The sequence below is a fragment of the Bacteroides neonati genome (assembly GCF_000499785.1).
GTDB lineage: Bacteria > Bacteroidota > Bacteroidia > Bacteroidales > Bacteroidaceae > Bacteroides > Bacteroides neonati.
Genome location: NZ_HG726020.1, coordinates 630501 through 647503, shown reverse-complemented (window position 1 = coordinate 647503; position 17003 = coordinate 630501). Strand labels below are relative to the sequence as shown.

Annotated in this window: 9 protein-coding genes; all 9 read left to right on the top strand. The window is 43.0% G+C overall.

From position 1 onward, the window contains the following. Positions 1–3166: SusC/RagA family TonB-linked outer membrane protein (locus TY03_RS05720; RefSeq protein WP_230201909.1), on the top strand; the 3166-nt coding region annotated here is incomplete at its 5' end. Positions 3167–3178: 12 nt separating this feature from the next. Continuing rightward, entirely contained in the window at positions 3179–4813 is a 1635-nt protein-coding gene (locus TY03_RS05715; protein WP_042368154.1) for a RagB/SusD family nutrient uptake outer membrane protein, read from the top strand. 173 nt (positions 4814–4986) lie between these two features. Further along, complete coding sequence (locus TY03_RS05710; protein WP_042368153.1) at positions 4987–7914, top strand: GH92 family glycosyl hydrolase; 2928 nt, start codon at positions 4987–4989, stop codon at positions 7912–7914. A gap of 19 nt (positions 7915–7933) precedes the next feature. Next, the gene (locus TY03_RS05705; RefSeq protein WP_042368151.1) at positions 7934–8797 is read left to right on the top strand and encodes an endonuclease/exonuclease/phosphatase family protein; all 864 of its coding nucleotides are present in this window, start codon (positions 7934–7936) and stop codon (positions 8795–8797) included. 177 nt (positions 8798–8974) lie between these two features. Further along, positions 8975–10258: an IS1380 family transposase gene (locus TY03_RS05700; RefSeq protein WP_042366226.1), complete on the top strand. Its 1284-nt coding sequence runs from the start codon at positions 8975–8977 to the stop codon at positions 10256–10258. Positions 10259–10477: 219 nt separating this feature from the next. Further along, positions 10478–11581 carry an alkaline phosphatase gene (locus TY03_RS05695; protein WP_394330881.1) on the top strand — a complete coding sequence of 368 codons (1104 nt, stop codon included), beginning with the start codon at positions 10478–10480 and terminating at the stop codon, positions 11579–11581. A 19-nt stretch (positions 11582–11600) separates the two neighbouring features. Next, entirely contained in the window at positions 11601–13205 is a 1605-nt protein-coding gene (locus TY03_RS05690) for an MGH1-like glycoside hydrolase domain-containing protein (protein WP_042368147.1), read from the top strand. A gap of 15 nt (positions 13206–13220) precedes the next feature. Next, positions 13221–14672: a glycoside hydrolase family 125 protein gene (locus tag TY03_RS05685; protein ID WP_042368145.1), complete on the top strand. Its 1452-nt coding sequence runs from the start codon at positions 13221–13223 to the stop codon at positions 14670–14672. A gap of 68 nt (positions 14673–14740) precedes the next feature. Then, positions 14741–16993 carry a glycoside hydrolase family 20 protein gene (locus tag TY03_RS05680; RefSeq protein WP_230201908.1) on the top strand — a complete coding sequence of 751 codons (2253 nt, stop codon included), beginning with the start codon at positions 14741–14743 and terminating at the stop codon, positions 16991–16993. The last annotated feature ends 10 nt before the right edge of the window (positions 16994–17003 follow it).

Below are 17003 nucleotides of genomic sequence, written 5' to 3'. Positions count from 1 at the left end.
ACAAAAGAATTTTAGAATCTATCAATTGATTCTGACTTTGTTGTTAGGACTGTTCTTTTCTGTGAGTGTTTTTGCACAGCAGATTTCGGTAAAGGGAACAGTGAAAGATCAGATGGGTGAGCCTGTGATCGGTGCTAATGTTCTAGTTAAGGGAACTACAACAGGAGTTATAACGGACATAGACGGTAAATTTATACTGTCGGCCGATAGACGTGATGTATTAGTTATCAGTTTTGTGGGGTTTACTAATCAAGATGTTCCGGTAACTGGAAAAGATTTGATGGTGGTTTTGAAAGAAGACACTGAATTGTTAGATGAAGTCGTAGTGTTAGGCTATGGTGCTGATGCTCGTAAGCAAGATCTGTCCGCGTCAGTTGGTGTGTTAAGCAATACAGATGAATTGGCGACACGCCCAGTCAGTTCTACGGAAGGTATGCTACAAGGCCAATTGGCGGGTGTAACAGTGCAGTCAAATGGTGGTGATCCTACCTCTGCGCCTACGGTTGTGATTCGTGGACAGGGTTCGTATAAGCGTAAAATTGACGGTGTGGAACAAGGAGGTGATAATGTACTTTGGGTAGTCGATGGAATCCCAGGTGCACCTATTGCTTCAATGAACGATATCGAGTCAATAGTTGTATTGAAAGATGCTGCTTCGGCGGCTATTTATGGTGCACAATCAGGAGCTGGTGGTGTTGTGCTGGTTACCACAAAGAAAGCAAAAGCGGGCACTCCTTCTCTTTCTTATGATGGTACTTATGGGATTCGTCAGGCGACGAATTTACCAAGGCCTTTAAACGCAGAAGAAGAAGTAGAGATGCGTAAACTTTCTTATGCCAATGCAGGCATGTCTCTTCCCGACGGATGGGATGTGACAAAAAATCCGTGGGTAGGTACTACTCGTACAAATTGGATGGATGAAATTTTTCGTACAGCTTTCTATCAACGTCATAACGTTGCATTGAATGTAGGTACCGAAAATTATTCCAGTCGTTTGTCATTCTCTTATGATGATGACCAAGGAGTGTTGGTTAATACCTATAACAAGAATTATTCTATCCGTTACAACGGCAAGTTTGAACTGAATAAGTGGGTGTCTCTAAGTGAAGACCTTGTATGGAAGAATTCGGAAAGTCGTTCAAAAAGTACTGACGATGCTTATACCGGTCCGGTATTAGCAGCAATCTATATGCCTGCCAGTGCTACAGTATACAATCCATTGGATGGTACTTGGGGGGGGACTACTACTGAAGATCCTGATTATATAGCTAAGTATGGAAGTAATTATGCTGGTGCCCACGGTGATGCTGTTAATCCGGTACGTCTGCTCAAGGCTGAAAATCGCTTTAATAAAACTAGTGATGTATGGAGCACTTCCAGTTTACAGATAGCTAATATCATCCAAGGCTTGAAATTTACCAGCCGTTTTACTTACAATTTGAAAACTAATAATTATAAAAACTTCCGTCCTATTCAGGATGAGCCAGGTAAACCCAATAATTCAAATAGTTTGGATGTGACTAATTATCGTACCGATGCTTGGAAAACGGAGAATACACTGACCTATGATAACCGTTTTGGTGCACATACTGTTGGTGCTTTGTTTTCTACTACAGCCGATCGCTACAGCGTACGCGGACTAACAGTAAACGGCAAGAATTTATCAGATGAAAGTTCTTACTTGCAGTATTTAGCCTATGCAAATTCAACATCTGCCAGTGACTACATGACAGGTCCCGATGCCAATGTATCAATGGTAGCTCGTTTGGCATATTCGTACGATGACCGTTATTTTGCTACTGCATCATGGCGTCGTGACTATGCCGGCCGCTTACCTAAAGAGAACAACTTTGGTGATTTCCCAGCAGCAACGTTGGCTTGGAAAATATCTAATGAGAAATTCTTTAAAAAGTCAAACATTATTAATTTGTTAAAGCTACGTGCTTCTTGGGGGCGCGTAGGTAATTTGGCCTCCATACCTTATAGTTACAAATCATCTCTTCTCGGTACGACTTCTTGGCAAGAACAAGCTCAATATGGAGTAATGGGTAATACTCTTTGGAATAGCTTTGCATACAACGCTACCGCCTTGAATAAAAAATTAACATGGGAGACTTCTGAACAGATAGACCTGGGTTTGGATGTTGAAATGTTTAAAAACCGTTTGTCTTTGTCATTTGACTATTTTGACAAGCGTACTTTTAATTTAATTCAAGAGCAAACAATGGACTGGCCCAGTACTATAGGACTCGATCCGATGTTTGTTAATCAAGGTGAAGTTCGTAATCGTGGCTTTGAAGTATCTGCGAATTGGAATGACCGTATCAATAAAAATTTCTCTTACTTTATATCGGGTAACTTTACATACCTGAAAAATTGGGTTTCTGATATAGGTGTGAAGAATGTTGATGGTACTCCTGGTGTGTGGACTGATTCGGATTCTAAATTCCGTGTTATTCCTTTTACTCGCCAGACTGCTCAAGGTGAACCTTTGAATTCTTATTATCTGATTCGGAGTGCTGGTATCTTCCAATCGAATGCAGAAGTAGCCGCCTATGTGAAGGATGGAAAACGTATACAGCCCAACGCTGTAGCTGGTGACTTGAAGTTTATCGATTATAACAGTGATGGTAAGATTGATGATAAAGATCGTCAGTATTGTGGTAGTGCAACTCCAAAAACAACTTATGCTTTCACCTTGGGTACTACTTACAAAAAACTATCTATCAATGCCATGTTCCAAGGAGTAGGAGGAGCTCAAGCGTTTTACGCTGCTAAGTATATGACAATGAGTGATGTAGAGGGAAATTTCAATCGAGTGAAAGATGTCTTGAGTGCATGGAGCCCCATTAATACTTCTTCTAATACTCCCAGATTGTCAAAGAATGACCCGAATGCGAACTTCAGTACAGCTTCCGATTGGTACTTGGAGGATGCTTCATATTTGCGTCTCAAGAACTTGACAGTATCATATGACTTGACTGATATGTTACAGAAATGGTCACATTTAAAGGAGCGTGGTAGCCGCATGTTTGTCTACTTTAGCGGTGAAAACCTTTTTACCATGACCAGCTATTCTGGTATGGATCCTGAATGTGGCGGATGGGATGCTATGAAATATCCTGTGTCTAGAGTGTTTTCTTTTGGTGTAAAACTAACTTATTAAATAGCGGAGATTATGAAAAAATATATATCGACATTGGCTTTATCAGTATTATTTTTTTGCTCTTGTTCAGATTTTCTGGATGTGCAAGCTGAGGGCAATCCTACTACTACAGTTTATTTTGTAAATGACCAACAAGCAATTGATGCTATTGATGGACTCTATGCGCCGATTCATCAGGAAAAGGGATTTGGGCGTGAGTTGTTTTGGGAACAAGGAGCAGCTAATGATATTGTTTGGGCTAAGACCCGTGGTTACAACACGTTGGCAACCTTTAATTATACAGGAAATGAAAGCCCTATAAGTGGTGGCTATGATTTATTTTATCAGAATATGGCTCGTTCCAACTGGGTTATTAAGCAATTGCTTACCAAAGAGAAAAAGAACGGGTTGAGCGTTGTAGAACATCGTAGTTTGGGTGAAGCATTCTTTATGCGAGGTATGGCTCATTTCTGGATTGCTTATCGTTATGGCACTAAAGAACAAGGGGTTCCTTTTATGCGCTACGAAGATTTTGAAGGTGACTACGATAACTCTATTCCGCCTCAACAAGTATCTGTAGTAGATAACTATAAGTTTATTATTGAAGATATGGATAAGGCCATTTCATACTTGCCTAAGTTTAATGAATATACTGATGATGATAAAGGGCGTGCACATAAAGCTGCCGCCGTAGCTTACAAAGCGAAAGTATATGCTTATTGGGCCACATGGGATGAAACTCAGTGGAATAATGTAATCACAATGGTTAACTCTTTGGAAAGTGACTACGGTCGTGACTTAGCTCCTACTTTTGCCGAAGTGTTTTCTTCTGATTTTAAAGACTTCTGGAACAAGGAATATCTTTGGTCTATCCCTTCTACTGGTGGTTCTACTGGTGGTGGTGTTGAGTTCTGTGGCGTCATTTTAGAAGACAAAGGTTGGGGTGTATACAATGGCTGGGGACAGATAAAACCATCTTATGATATTTATGAAGAAATGGCGAAAGATGGCGCTGGCAATGACCGTTTGGTGCGTTCTATATTGGAATATAACCAAGAGTTCCAATTCTTCGGTGAGAAACGTAAATTTTATTCAGATACGAACTTGGATGTAGGTTTTCAGATAAATAAATACATGGATCCGTTTAAGCATAAAAATGCGGATAAAGAAGGTTATGTCAATACGAATGGTAACTGGCCTACTGTTCGTGTGAACTTCCCATTGATTCGTTTTGCAGAGATGTTATTGTTCCGAGCCGAGGCTTATTTGATGACAAACCAAATAGACAAAGCAAAAGAAGATTTGAATCGTATCCGTAGACGTTCGAATCTGGAGGAGTTGAAAAATACGCCTACTATGGCAGATTTGTATCATGAACGTCGTTGTGAATTGGCTTTCGAATATACTGATCATTTATTTGATCTTAAACGCTGGCATCGTTCGCCAAATACCGTCATTAAAACTCTTGCAGAAAAAGAGTTAAATGCTCATCCTCGTATTCGAAAGTATGCCAGCCGTTCTAATCCGGAGTCTACTTTTACAATAGAACCGTATGCCGATTATTTGAATAAGAGTACTTATGAAGATTATATGATGGTATTCCCCTATCCGTCTGTACAGATAACAAAGTCTAATGGTAAACTGATGCAAAACAAAGGTTATAATTAATCTAACCTTTTCGAAAGACTAAAATATAAAGATCTCATTGCCATTGGTCTTCTCTGCAAGGATTAGTTATCCTCAAGGATGTATTGATCCTTGCAGAATTTTCTTACTTTTGTTTTTGGAAATAGAAGTCTATTACTATTATAATAGAATGACACCTTCAAATATATATCTTGATGAAACTGAGAATTATTACCTACACATTGATTGTACTATTTGTCTGCGGTGCTTGTGGCTTTAGACAATTATCGCCGATTGATTATGTAGATCCTTTTATCGGTACCGGCTTTCATGGGCATACTTATCCCGGAGCGACTGTTCCTTTCGGGGCAGTGCAATTAAGCCCCGATACTCGTACCGGGAACTGGGATGCCTGTGCTGGATATCATTACGATGATACCACCCTCATCGGCTTTTCGCATACACACCTCAGCGGAACAGGATGTATAGACCTGGGTGATGTATTGCTGCGTCCTACAATCCAAAAGCCTGACCTCACAGCCGAAAGTATTTGCCCACCTGCTGCTTTTTCTCATAAGGATGAGAAGGCATCAGCCGGATATTACTCTGTTTTACTGAAAGATGAAGGCATAAAGGTTGAGCTGACGGCGACCACACACGTCGGTATGCATCGTTATACTTTCGATCCAGACAAACTAGCCTCTGTCATTATTGATCTAGCTCATCTTCTGGACAATGAATTTATATACGAAGCCCAATTAGAATGTACCACTGACAATGAAATAGTCGGTATGCGTCGTACTCGTGGATGGACGGATAACCAATATGTTTATTTTGTAGCTCAATTCTCAAAGCCTTTTCAATCTGTAGAGTTTGTGGAAGGCAAGAAGATGATATCTACTGAATCAAAGATTTCAGGCACAGATTTGCAAGCGGTACTTACCTTTGATGATAAAAATGGAGAACCCCTTATTGTTAAAGTAGGATTGTCTATAGTCAGTGTCGACAATGCCCGTGAGAATATCGAAGCAGAAGTGAAAGATTTTAATTTTGATGCTGTCTGCGCTGCCGCCCGTACTGCTTGGGAAAAGGCACTTTCGTCCATTGTTGTAGAGGGAGGCAGCACAGACGATTTAAAAAACTTTTATACTGCCATGTATCATGCCATGGTTGTGCCCAATACGGCGAGCGACGTCAATGGACAGTATCGCCGTCACGATATGCAAATAGGGCAGTTGCCTGAAGGTAAAGTGCAGTATTCCACTTTTTCACTTTGGGATACGTTTCGCGCGTGGCATCCGTTGATGACGCTGATTGATACTACATTAGTCAACGATATGATTAACTCTTTCCTCAATATTTACGATGCATCCGGCGAATTGCCCATTTGGTCGCTTTCTGCTGGTGAGACCGGTACCATGATCGGATATCATTCAGCTTCAGTTATTGCTGATGCTTATCTGAAAGGCATTAGAAGATTTGATGCGGAGAAAGCCTTGGCTGCCTTGATAGCGTCTTCTGAAAAGAATAAGAAAGGAGCCGATTATTATATCAAATACGGTTTTATTCCTTCCGATATAAAGAAAGAATCCATCTCCTGTCTGTTGGAGTATGCTTACGATGATTGGTGCATTGCACAACTGGCGAAGGCGATGGGCAAAGACGATGTTTATCAGACCTATATTCAGCGTTCACAGAATTATACCCATGTATTCGATGGGTCTACTTGTTTCTTCCGTGCCAAACGGTTGGACGGCAATTGGGAAACTCCTTTCAATCCTTATGAAGTAGGTCGTGCATATACCGAAGCTTCTGCCTGGCAATACCGTTTCTTCGCTCCTCACGATGTGCATGGTCTAATGCAATTGTTTGGTAGCAAAGAAGCGTTTACCACTGCACTGGATTCTATATTTACAGCAGAATCCGTAGCAGGAGATCTTCAGGATATTACCGGACTGATAGGACAGTATGTACATGGTAACGAACCGAGTCATCACATTGCTTATCTCTATAACTATGTGGGCGAACCTTGGAAGACACAGGAGATGACACGTCGTCTGCTCCACGAAATGTACCAATCCACTCCGGAGGGTATCAGTGGCAATGAGGATTGCGGACAGATGTCTGCCTGGTATATACAGTCCTGCTTGGGAATCTATTCAGTATGTCCCGGCAGTAATGAGTTTGCCTTGACTACTCCTTTATTCGAGAAGGCTGTGATGACACTGGCAAGTGGAAAGACGCTGACCATCCTTGCCAACAATCCGCAAAAGAACCTTTACATCAGCAAAGTGGAACTGAACGGGCAGCGGATAGATACGAACTTCATCACTTATGCCCAACTTATGGCAGGCGGTGAGCTTCGTTTCACTCTTACCAACAAACCCGATAAATTGAGAGGCATTGTTTCCGAAGCATCTCCTTACTCCTATACTACAGAGCGTGTCGTATCCATTCCTTATGTAGACCGTGATTTAAATATGTTTATGGATTCAATCACAGTCATCTTTGGCACTACCACCGAAGGAGCGCAGATAAGGTATACTTTGGATGGAACAGAGCCTACGGAACAATCTTCTCTCTATACGCAACCTTTAAAATTGAACAGGACTTTGCCGGTTAAAGCCAAAGGATTCAAAAAAGGTTTCCGTCCCAGCGCTACGCTCTCTATTCAAGCGACCAAAGCAGAGTTGAAAGCATCGCTTCCGGTGCATCCCACGCAGAACGGCACATCTTATAAATATTACGAAGGGCTTTACCACCAGGTAGCGGATGTAAAAAAGAGCCTCTTGCTGAAGTCGGGTGTTATGCCGGAACCTTCTATTAAAGATGCTGCGCAGGAAGATCATTTCGGATATATCTTCTCAGGCTTGATTAGTGTACCCGAAGACGGAATCTATACATTTCAAACACGTTCGGATGATGGTAGTGTACTATCTGTCAACGGCGAGGTTGTGGTGAACAATGACGGTTCTCATGCTGCTATTGCTGCTACAGGAATGGTGGCTCTGAAGAAAGGCTTTCACGAATATGAGCTTTGTTATTTTGAAGATTATGAGGGTGAACACCTCAGTTTGGCGTGGAAACTGCCTTCTGGCGAGGAACTGGTACCTATACCTGCTTCCGTGCTATTTGTGAAATAATTATTAATATAGAATAGTCATGAAGAAATTAGTATTATTCGTTTTGCCTTTGTTAGCTGCATCGTGCGCACAAGTGAAACTGCCAAGCTCCGATTCGGAGCCTGTGAACGTGATGTCTTTCAATATTCGTTACGATAATCCTGAAGACAGTTTGAACAACTGGCTGTATCGTAAAGACCGTGTGGCAAATGCGATCCACTTCTATGATGCGGATATTGTGGGAACGCAGGAAGTGCTCAATAATCAACTGAAGGACTTGAAGCGGCACCTGCCCGAATACGGTGTGATTGGTGTCGGTCGTGAAGATGGAAAAGAAAAGGGTGAATACAGTGCGCTTTGGTATAAGAAAGACCGCTTTGCATTACTCGATTCCGGAACATTTTGGCTGAGTGAAACACCTCATGTGGCAGGTTCCAAAGGATGGGACGGTGCTTGTGAACGCATTGCCTCGTGGGCAAAATTGAAAGATAGAGCTTCAGGTAAGGAATATTTTGCTTTGAATACCCACCTCGACCATGTAGGGGTAGTGGCACGTCGTGAAGGTGTTACTCTGATATTGGATCAAGTGAATAAGCTCAGTAGTGGATTACCTATAATTGTGACTGGAGATTTTAACGCCGAACCTGAGTCGGATGTAATCAAGCACGTCACTGATTCCACCGTTCAGAAACACTTGACAAATGCTCGTTCAGTATCTCCCGTCATTTATGGTCCTGCATGGAGTTTCCACGATTTCGGCAAAATTCCGTATGACAAACGCCCCCTGATAGACTACGTATTCGTCAACAACCGATTGAAAGTCTTGAGATACGGTGTTCTTGCCGAGACAGAGAATGACGCTTTCCTGTCCGATCATGCACCTGTACTGGTCACAGTAGAGTAGTGGGATGAACTAATTTATCAGATAGTAATAAACAAAAAGGATAACCTTAAATCCGCAGTCATATTATTTTCAGAGAATCCAAACACTTGAGGATGAATAACATCCTCAAGGTTTGGTTATGTCACAAGATTCACCTAAATTAGTGCTACCAAACAAACCATAAAGGTACTTGTGCATATGACAACAAAAATAGCCATAAAATCAGATAATATCACTCCTTTTGGGGGTATATTTTACGCAATGGATGAATTTTCTCGTTTAGGACTGAATTCCGTGATCGATAAATCTTTAGGATTACGTTCTTCCTACGCCGGTTACCAATATAGCGAAATTATTTCGAGCCTATTTTGGATCTACTATTGCGGCGGTGACCACATCGAAGATATCGGCAAACACCTTGGCAAACATCTTGAATTACGCCCGGATACTGAAATCCCCAGTCCGGATACTTTATTGAGAGGCATAAAAGAACTCGCAGAATTGGATATCCACTATACTTCCCAAAAAGGAGCAAGCTATGCTTTCAATAAGGCGGAACAGCTTAATAGTTTGATGCTCGATATGCTCCTTCAAACAGAACAACTCAAGCCAAACACGCTTTATAACTTGGACTTCGACCACCAGTTTATTCCCACAGAAAAGTATGACACTCAGTATTCTTACAAGAAAAAACGTGGTTATTTCCCCGGCACGGCAACTATTGGTGGTAACATTGTTGGTGTGGAAAATCGGGCCGCAAACGCAAATGTCCGTTTTCGTCAAGCGGATACGCTCCAACGGACTTTTCGTCGTTTGGCCGATAGGGGAATATTCATAGACCGTTGCCGGATGGACTGTGGTTCTTATTCGGAAGAGATTATCCGTATGACACATGGCTACTGCAACAAGTTCTACATACGAGCCGGCAAATGTCAGTCTCTGTATGAAGAAATGACGAAAATCACAGATTGGAAAAAAGAAGAAATCAACTTCGAGAATTATGAAGTGACCTCCATACCTTTTACTTCCTTTTTGCAAGAAGAAAACTACCGACTTGTTATTCAAAGGCAAAAGCGTAAGGACAACCAATTGGACCTATTTGATGGTGAATACACCTATCGGTGCATCTTAACCAATGACCATGAAAGTTCTGAAAAAGACATTGTACTCTTCTACAATGCTCGTGGAGCCTGTGAAAGAACATTCGACATGATGAATAACGATTTCGGGTGGAGTCATCTTCCCTGTTCATTCCTCAAAGAGAATACAGTATTCCTGCTACTTACAGCCATGGCTAAAAACTTTTATGCTTACCTTATTGAGAAGGTTGCAGCCGTGTTTGAAGATATTGAACCGGTAAGCCGAGTCAAACGATTTATCTTTCGATTCATTACAGTTCCTGCGAAATGGGTAAAGACAGGCAGACAATGGGTACTCAATATTTATTCCGACAAACCATACAAGTTGCTTTGGAGTCCGTAAAAACAACTTTTCGTGGGATTACTTATGCCTTCAGCTAACTGGGGAAAGGGGAAGCTATGCCCTATAACCTGAAATCAAGGAGAAAAGCAGGGGGAAAAGCTACGAGTAGGAACTATTAGGTGAATTAAATCGCTATTTGAATCAGTTATAAATTAGCTGCGGATTTGAGGGATAACAAGAATGAAAACTGTAATAAGAAAATTTCTCCTTGCCGCTTTGATGATAATCTTCCTCTTTGCCGATCTGTCGGCTCAAAGTCGTCGTGACGTAGAACAAACCTACGTGCTGGAACATCCTTATCATGTAGACAAAATCACTCCTCCCAAAGGGAAGAAGATAAAGAATGTCATCCTGATGATTGGCGACGGCATGAGCCTGATGCACATCTACTCTGCATGGACGGCTAACCGTGGCAAGCTCTTCCTTGACAATTGTCAGGCCGTAGGTCTTTCCAAGACTTATTGTACCGACAAACTGATTACTGACTCCGGTGCAGGCGGCACAGCTATCGCCACCGGGCAGAAGACTAATTATCACTCAGTGGGTGTAGACACTGAAGGGCGTCCTTTGAAGTCTTTGATAGATTTAGCCTCTGCCAAGGGAAAGTCTACCGGTATTGCAGTAACCTGCCGTTTGTGGGATGCTACTCCGGCTGACTTTTGCTGCCATAACAAGGATCGTGATGCTGAAGCCGCTATCGTTACCGATTACGTCAATTGTAAAGCCGACTATGTATTCGGTGGTGGTGCCAACCTCTTTGAAAATCGTGAAGACGGACGCGACTTGTTTAAAGAATTACGTGCCAATGGCTTTCAAACGCCTCGTAGCTGGGACGAATTGGTTGCCATAAAGAAAGGTAAGGTATTTGCAATTCCTTATCCCATAGATACTCCTCTGCCTGCCGAACGTGGCGACCTCCTGGCCCGTGCTTCCTTGAAAGGTATTGAATTGCTGAACCAAAACAATAATGGTTTCTTTATGATGATAGAAGGCTCACAACTAGATGACTACGGGCATTTCAATGACCTCAACTTGCTGATGCAGGAAACTCATGACTTCGACCGCACTATCGGCGAAATGTACAAGTGGGCCTCACAGGATGGCGAAACCCTTGTGGTAGTTACTGCCGACCACGAAACAGGAGGACTCACTCTTGTGGACGGTGATCTGCAACAAGGTAAAATCGTGTGTAAATTTTCTACAGGTGGCCATAGCGGTGTAATGGTGCCCGTCTATGCTTTTGGTCCTGGTGCCGAAGAGTTTACCGGAATCTATGAAAATACAGCTATTTTCGATAAGATAAAGAAACTGCTCAATTTATAACCTCCAACAACTATTTTCCATGCTGAAACATTTTTTATTTACATGTCTGCTTTCCTGTACGGCACTTCCCATACTAAAGGCACAAAGTTGTGGCAACGATGAGAAGTATCGTCTGCCTTATAAGAATACCTATGTAAAAGAACCGTTAGTTGCTGAGAATGAGTATCGTATAGCGAAGCCCGAAACCATAGAGCCGAAGAGCTTTCAAGAAGCCCGTCAGATTCTTCCCAATCCCATTTGGACAGGACATGCCAAGGAATTGGAAATGTACTGGAAGGCATGGGAATTAGCCATCGGCAATATTCGTGCTCCACAAGCTGGTTCGGGTTTCGTTTCGAGCTATCTAGATACGGCTTACAATGGAAATATCTTCATGTGGGATTCTTCCTTTATACTCATGTTTGCCCGCTATGGTACACGCTTTTTCCCCTTCCAGCACACACTTGATAACTTCTATGCCAAGCAACATCCCGATGGTTTTATCTGTCGTGAAATAAAGGCAGACGGTGCCGATTGCTTCGAACGTTACGATCCTGTAAGTACGGGACCTAACCTGATGCCTTGGTGTGAGATGGTGTATTACCACCAGTTTGGCGACACCGAACGCCTACATAAAATTTTCCCTGTACTTTGCGCCTATTATAAATGGTTGAAGCTGAACCGTACGTGGCAAAATGGTACTTATTGGTCGAGTGGGTGGGGTACGGGTATGGATAATATGCCCCGTGTGCCCGAAGGTTATAGCCCCATTTACAGCCACGGACACATGGTGTGGATCGATACTAACTTGCAACAACTTTTCACAGCTAATCTTCTGCTTGAAATGGGCTTCTACCTGGAACGCTGGCAAGAGATAGAAGAGTTTGAAGACGAGGCTAAGATGCTGAAGAAGTACATCCATGATAATCTTTGGGACGAAAAGACAGGCTTCCTTTATGACCGGTATGCCGACGGTACTCTCTGCACTACCAAAGGCATAGGTGCCTACTGGACACTTTATGCCGATGTCCTCGACACACTGCAACTGGATCGGATGGTGAAAGAACTTGATAATCCCGCAACCTTCAACCGTAAATATCGCATTCCCTCTCTGTCGGCGGATCATCCCAAGTATAAGGAGAACGGACGCTACTGGCAGGGAGGGGTTTGGCCAGGAACTAACTATATGGTAATGCAGGGACTTGTACAGAAAGGCTATCGCAAACTGGCACGCGAAATAGCCTTGAACCATTATGGACAGGTATTCGAAGTATACAAAAAGACCGGTACCTTTTACGAGTATTATGCGCCTGAGAGTCCGGAGCCCGGATTTATGGCACGTGATAATTTTGTAGGTTGGACAGGGCTTCCGCCTATTGCCGAATTTATTGAGTTTATCATAGGCATTCGTGGCGACTATGCCAAAAAGCAGATTATCTGGGATATGAATCTGACAGAAACCAATGGCATAGAACGTTATCCTTTTGGTTCCGAAGGAATGATTCACTTAAAAGCCGAGACACGTCGCTCGGCAGCCGATGAACCACGCATTACCGTTGATACCAATATCGGCTTTGAACTCGTGGTGCTCTATGGCAACAAAGAAAAAAAGATAAGTATAACCCCTGGTAAACATACCTACTAACAGTAAATATCAACCATGAAAAATAATATGTCACGACGCCAATTCCTGAAGACAAGTGGACTTGCTCTGGCAGCAATGAGCCTTCGTCCGTCTACTGTGCTCTCTTCATCTGCAACCCCGAATCCGAAGTATGTTTCCAAACGTCCGCCTGTGGATAAACGTCATTTTATTTCTAAAGCAGTAGATGCGGCTATTGAAGCGAACAAGCCCAAGATAAAAGATGAAAAGCTTCGTTGGATGTTCGAAAACTGTTTTTCGAATACTCTCGATACTACCGTCAGATACAAGGTAAAAAACGGCCGACCGGATACATTTGTTATCACGGGTGACATTGACGCTATGTGGCTGCGCGATTCTTCGGCACAAGTGTGGCCTTATCTACCTCTGATGAAAGACGATGAGGAGCTTCAATTCATGGTGGCCGGACTCATCAACCGTCAGACACAGTGTATCCGTATAGATCCTTATGCCAATGCTTTCAACGACGGTCCGCTGGGAAGCTATTGGGAAACCGACCATACCCAGCACATGGTGAAAGAGTTGCACGAACGCAAGTGGGAAATAGACTCTTTGTGTTATCCAATCCGTCTGGCTCACCATTACTGGCAGCTTACGGAAGATGCTTCCCCATTCAATGCCGATTGGCATGAAGCCATGAAGCTGGTTGTACAAACCTTTAAAGAGCAACAACGAAAAGAAGGTTTAGGTCCATATAGCTTTACGCGCGACTGTGATCGCCCCACCGATTCGCAGATAAATGGTGGTTGGGGTGCACCTGTCAAGCCTGTCGGATTGATTGTTTCTTCTTTTCGTCCGTCAGACGACTCTACGCAATACGGTTTCCTGATCCCTTCCAATATGTTTGCCGTGGTCTCTTTACGGCAATTGGCAGAGATAGAAACGAAAGTTTATAAGAACGAAGATTTTGCTGCGGAATGCATCGCTTTATCTGACGAAGTGGACAGTGCTATTCGTAAATACGGCACTTTCAATCATCCTGTTTGCGGACGTATCTATGCTTTCGAGGTAGATGGATTTGGCAATACGCTCTGTATGGACGATGCCAATGTGCCAAGTCTGCTGGCTGCTCCATACTTGGGCTATTGTTCTTATAAAGATGCTATTTATCAGAATACCCGCAACATGATATGGAGTGATAATAATCCCTATTTTTTCAAGGGAAAAGATGGTGAGGGGGTAGGAGGGCCTCATGTAGGATTGAATTACGTTTGGCCTATGAGTATCATTATGAAAGCTTTCACTACCGATAATGTCGGAGAGATACGTACCTGTCTTAAGCAATTGCGCGATACGGACGGAGATACAGGCTTTATGCACGAGTCCTTCAATGCCGATAATGCCTTAGACTTCACCCGTTCTTGGTTTGCATGGGTGAATACTCTCTTTGGAGAACTGATCCTAAAAACAATCAGGGAATACCCTGACTTATTATCTCAACCGTTATGAAAATAATGTATTGGTTGCTTGCTGCATCAGTCCATTTTCTTTCGTGTGGCGGAGGAAAAAGTAATTCTATGGAAACACGTAGTGGCATCATACCTATGCCCAATCAGGTTATTGAAGGGCAGGGCACTTATCTTCTGCAAGGTGAAAAGCGTGTAGCGGTTTCACCGAACTCTGCTTCGATGCTCGTATTTGGTTATTTGACGAATGCTTTGAAGAATACTGCCGTTACCCTGAAGCCTGTCTCACCGGGCGAGCAGGCTGATATCTGTTTCCTTGCCGATTCTTCTTTGGCTGATGAGGCTTATACGCTCGATGTAACATCCGGTGGTATAAAGATTGCTTCCAACCAAACCAGTGCCGGACTGTTCTATGGCATTCAATCTTTATTGCAACTGATGCCTGCCGGGATTTATGATACCCGTCAGAAGTATGAAAAGAAGATAGAACTTCCGGCTATTCATATTGCAGATGCTCCCCGTTTCTCTCATCGGGGGGCAATGATGGATGTAGCGCGTAATTTTCAACCCAAGGAAGAAGTCTTGAAGTTCCTTGACCTGATGGCGATGTACAAGATGAATAAGTTCCACTTCCATCTGACGGATGATCAGGGATGGAGGATAGAAATCAAGAAATACCCCCGGCTTATTGAGATAGGTTCCCGTCGTAGTCAGACCCAAGTGGGATTTTGTGATTATTACTACCCGCGTCGCTTTGACGGAAAAGAACAAAGAGGATACTATACTCAGGAGGATATCAAAGAAATTGTGAAATACGCTTCCGATCGTTTTATTACCGTTATTCCCGAGATAGAGATGCCCGGACATGCTTCGGCTGCGTTGGCAGCTTATCCCGAACATTCATGCGGATTGGGGAAAACGTACGTCGTGCGTGATTATTTCGATGTCTTTGATGAAGTATACTGTCCTAAAGAAGGTACTTTTCGATTTCTGGAAAATGTCTTGACGGAAGTAATCGATCTTTTTCCTAGTCATTATATCCACATTGGCGGTGATGAATGCCCGAAGAAAGCCTGGAAGAAGTGTGAACATTGTCAGGTTTTGATGAAACGTGAGGGTTTGCCTGATGAAGAGGCTTTACAAAGTTGGTTTATTCACCGGATAGAGCAATTTGTCAATAGCAAGGGGCGTGATATCATTGGCTGGGATGAGATACTCGAAGGTGGGCTTGCTCCTAATGCCACCCTGATGTCCTGGCGTGGTGAGAAAGGTGGAATGGAGGCTGCTCGTAAAAAGCATCATGTGATAATGACTCCCGGTAGCACTTGTTATTACGACCATTATCAGGAAAGTCCTGAGTTTGCTCCTTTGGCTATCGGAGGCTTCTTACCTTTAGACACTGCCTATAATTACAATCCTTTACCTGTTGAGTTGACATCTCAAGAACAATCTTATATCATAGGTACACAGGCTAATATTTGGGGAGAGTATATCCAGACTCCCGAACACTTTGAATACATGGCCTTTCCGCGCCTGTTGGCAATGGCGGAAGTACAATGGACGCAACCCGCACATAAGGACTTTTACTCTTTCACGCGCAGATTGGATAAAGAATTCGAACGGTTGGATTATTGTGAGGTAAATTCTTGCCGTAATTTCTACGAAGTTAGTCTCACAGGCACTTGGAACTCTACTCAGAATGTTTACGAAGTTACTTTGAATACTTTCTGTCCGGATGCGGAGATTCATTATGCTGTCAATGATTCTGTAATTCTGGCTTCTTCTCCTCTTTACACAGCTCCTGTGCGTGTTGCCGAAGATGCTGTTATCTATGCGGCTGTCTACAGAAAGGGAAAGCCCTTGGGTAAAATCACTCATAAGAGTTTTACTATAAACAAGGCTACCGGAAATTTCTATACTTGTGTCCCACTTCCATCTTCCGATAAAGTAAATCCCGGTATGGGTTTGTCGGACGGTGTTCGGGGATATGCACGCGAATTGCGCCGCTGGGTTATCTTCGATGCAGATACTGTACAGATGACATTTGATTTGAGGAAACCGATCTCTGTACATAAAGCAGCTTTTGCTTTTTTGTGGCGTCCTTATGATATGCTTTGGCCTGCACGTGTGGTTACTGCTTCGGTATCGAATGATGGTAAGGAGTTTACCACAGTGGGTAATCAGAAGCTTACTTACGACTTTAGTCCGACGGAAGGCACACGCTTTCCTGTATCATTGTCTTTCCCTGAAGCCTTGGGTCGCTACGTCCGTCTGGAATTTCTGAGCGGGGGCGGATGTCCGAGAGGTTACTATCACGAAGGGCAGCCTAGCCGATTGGCTGTGGATGAAATAGAATTGTACTAATCTTAGAAAA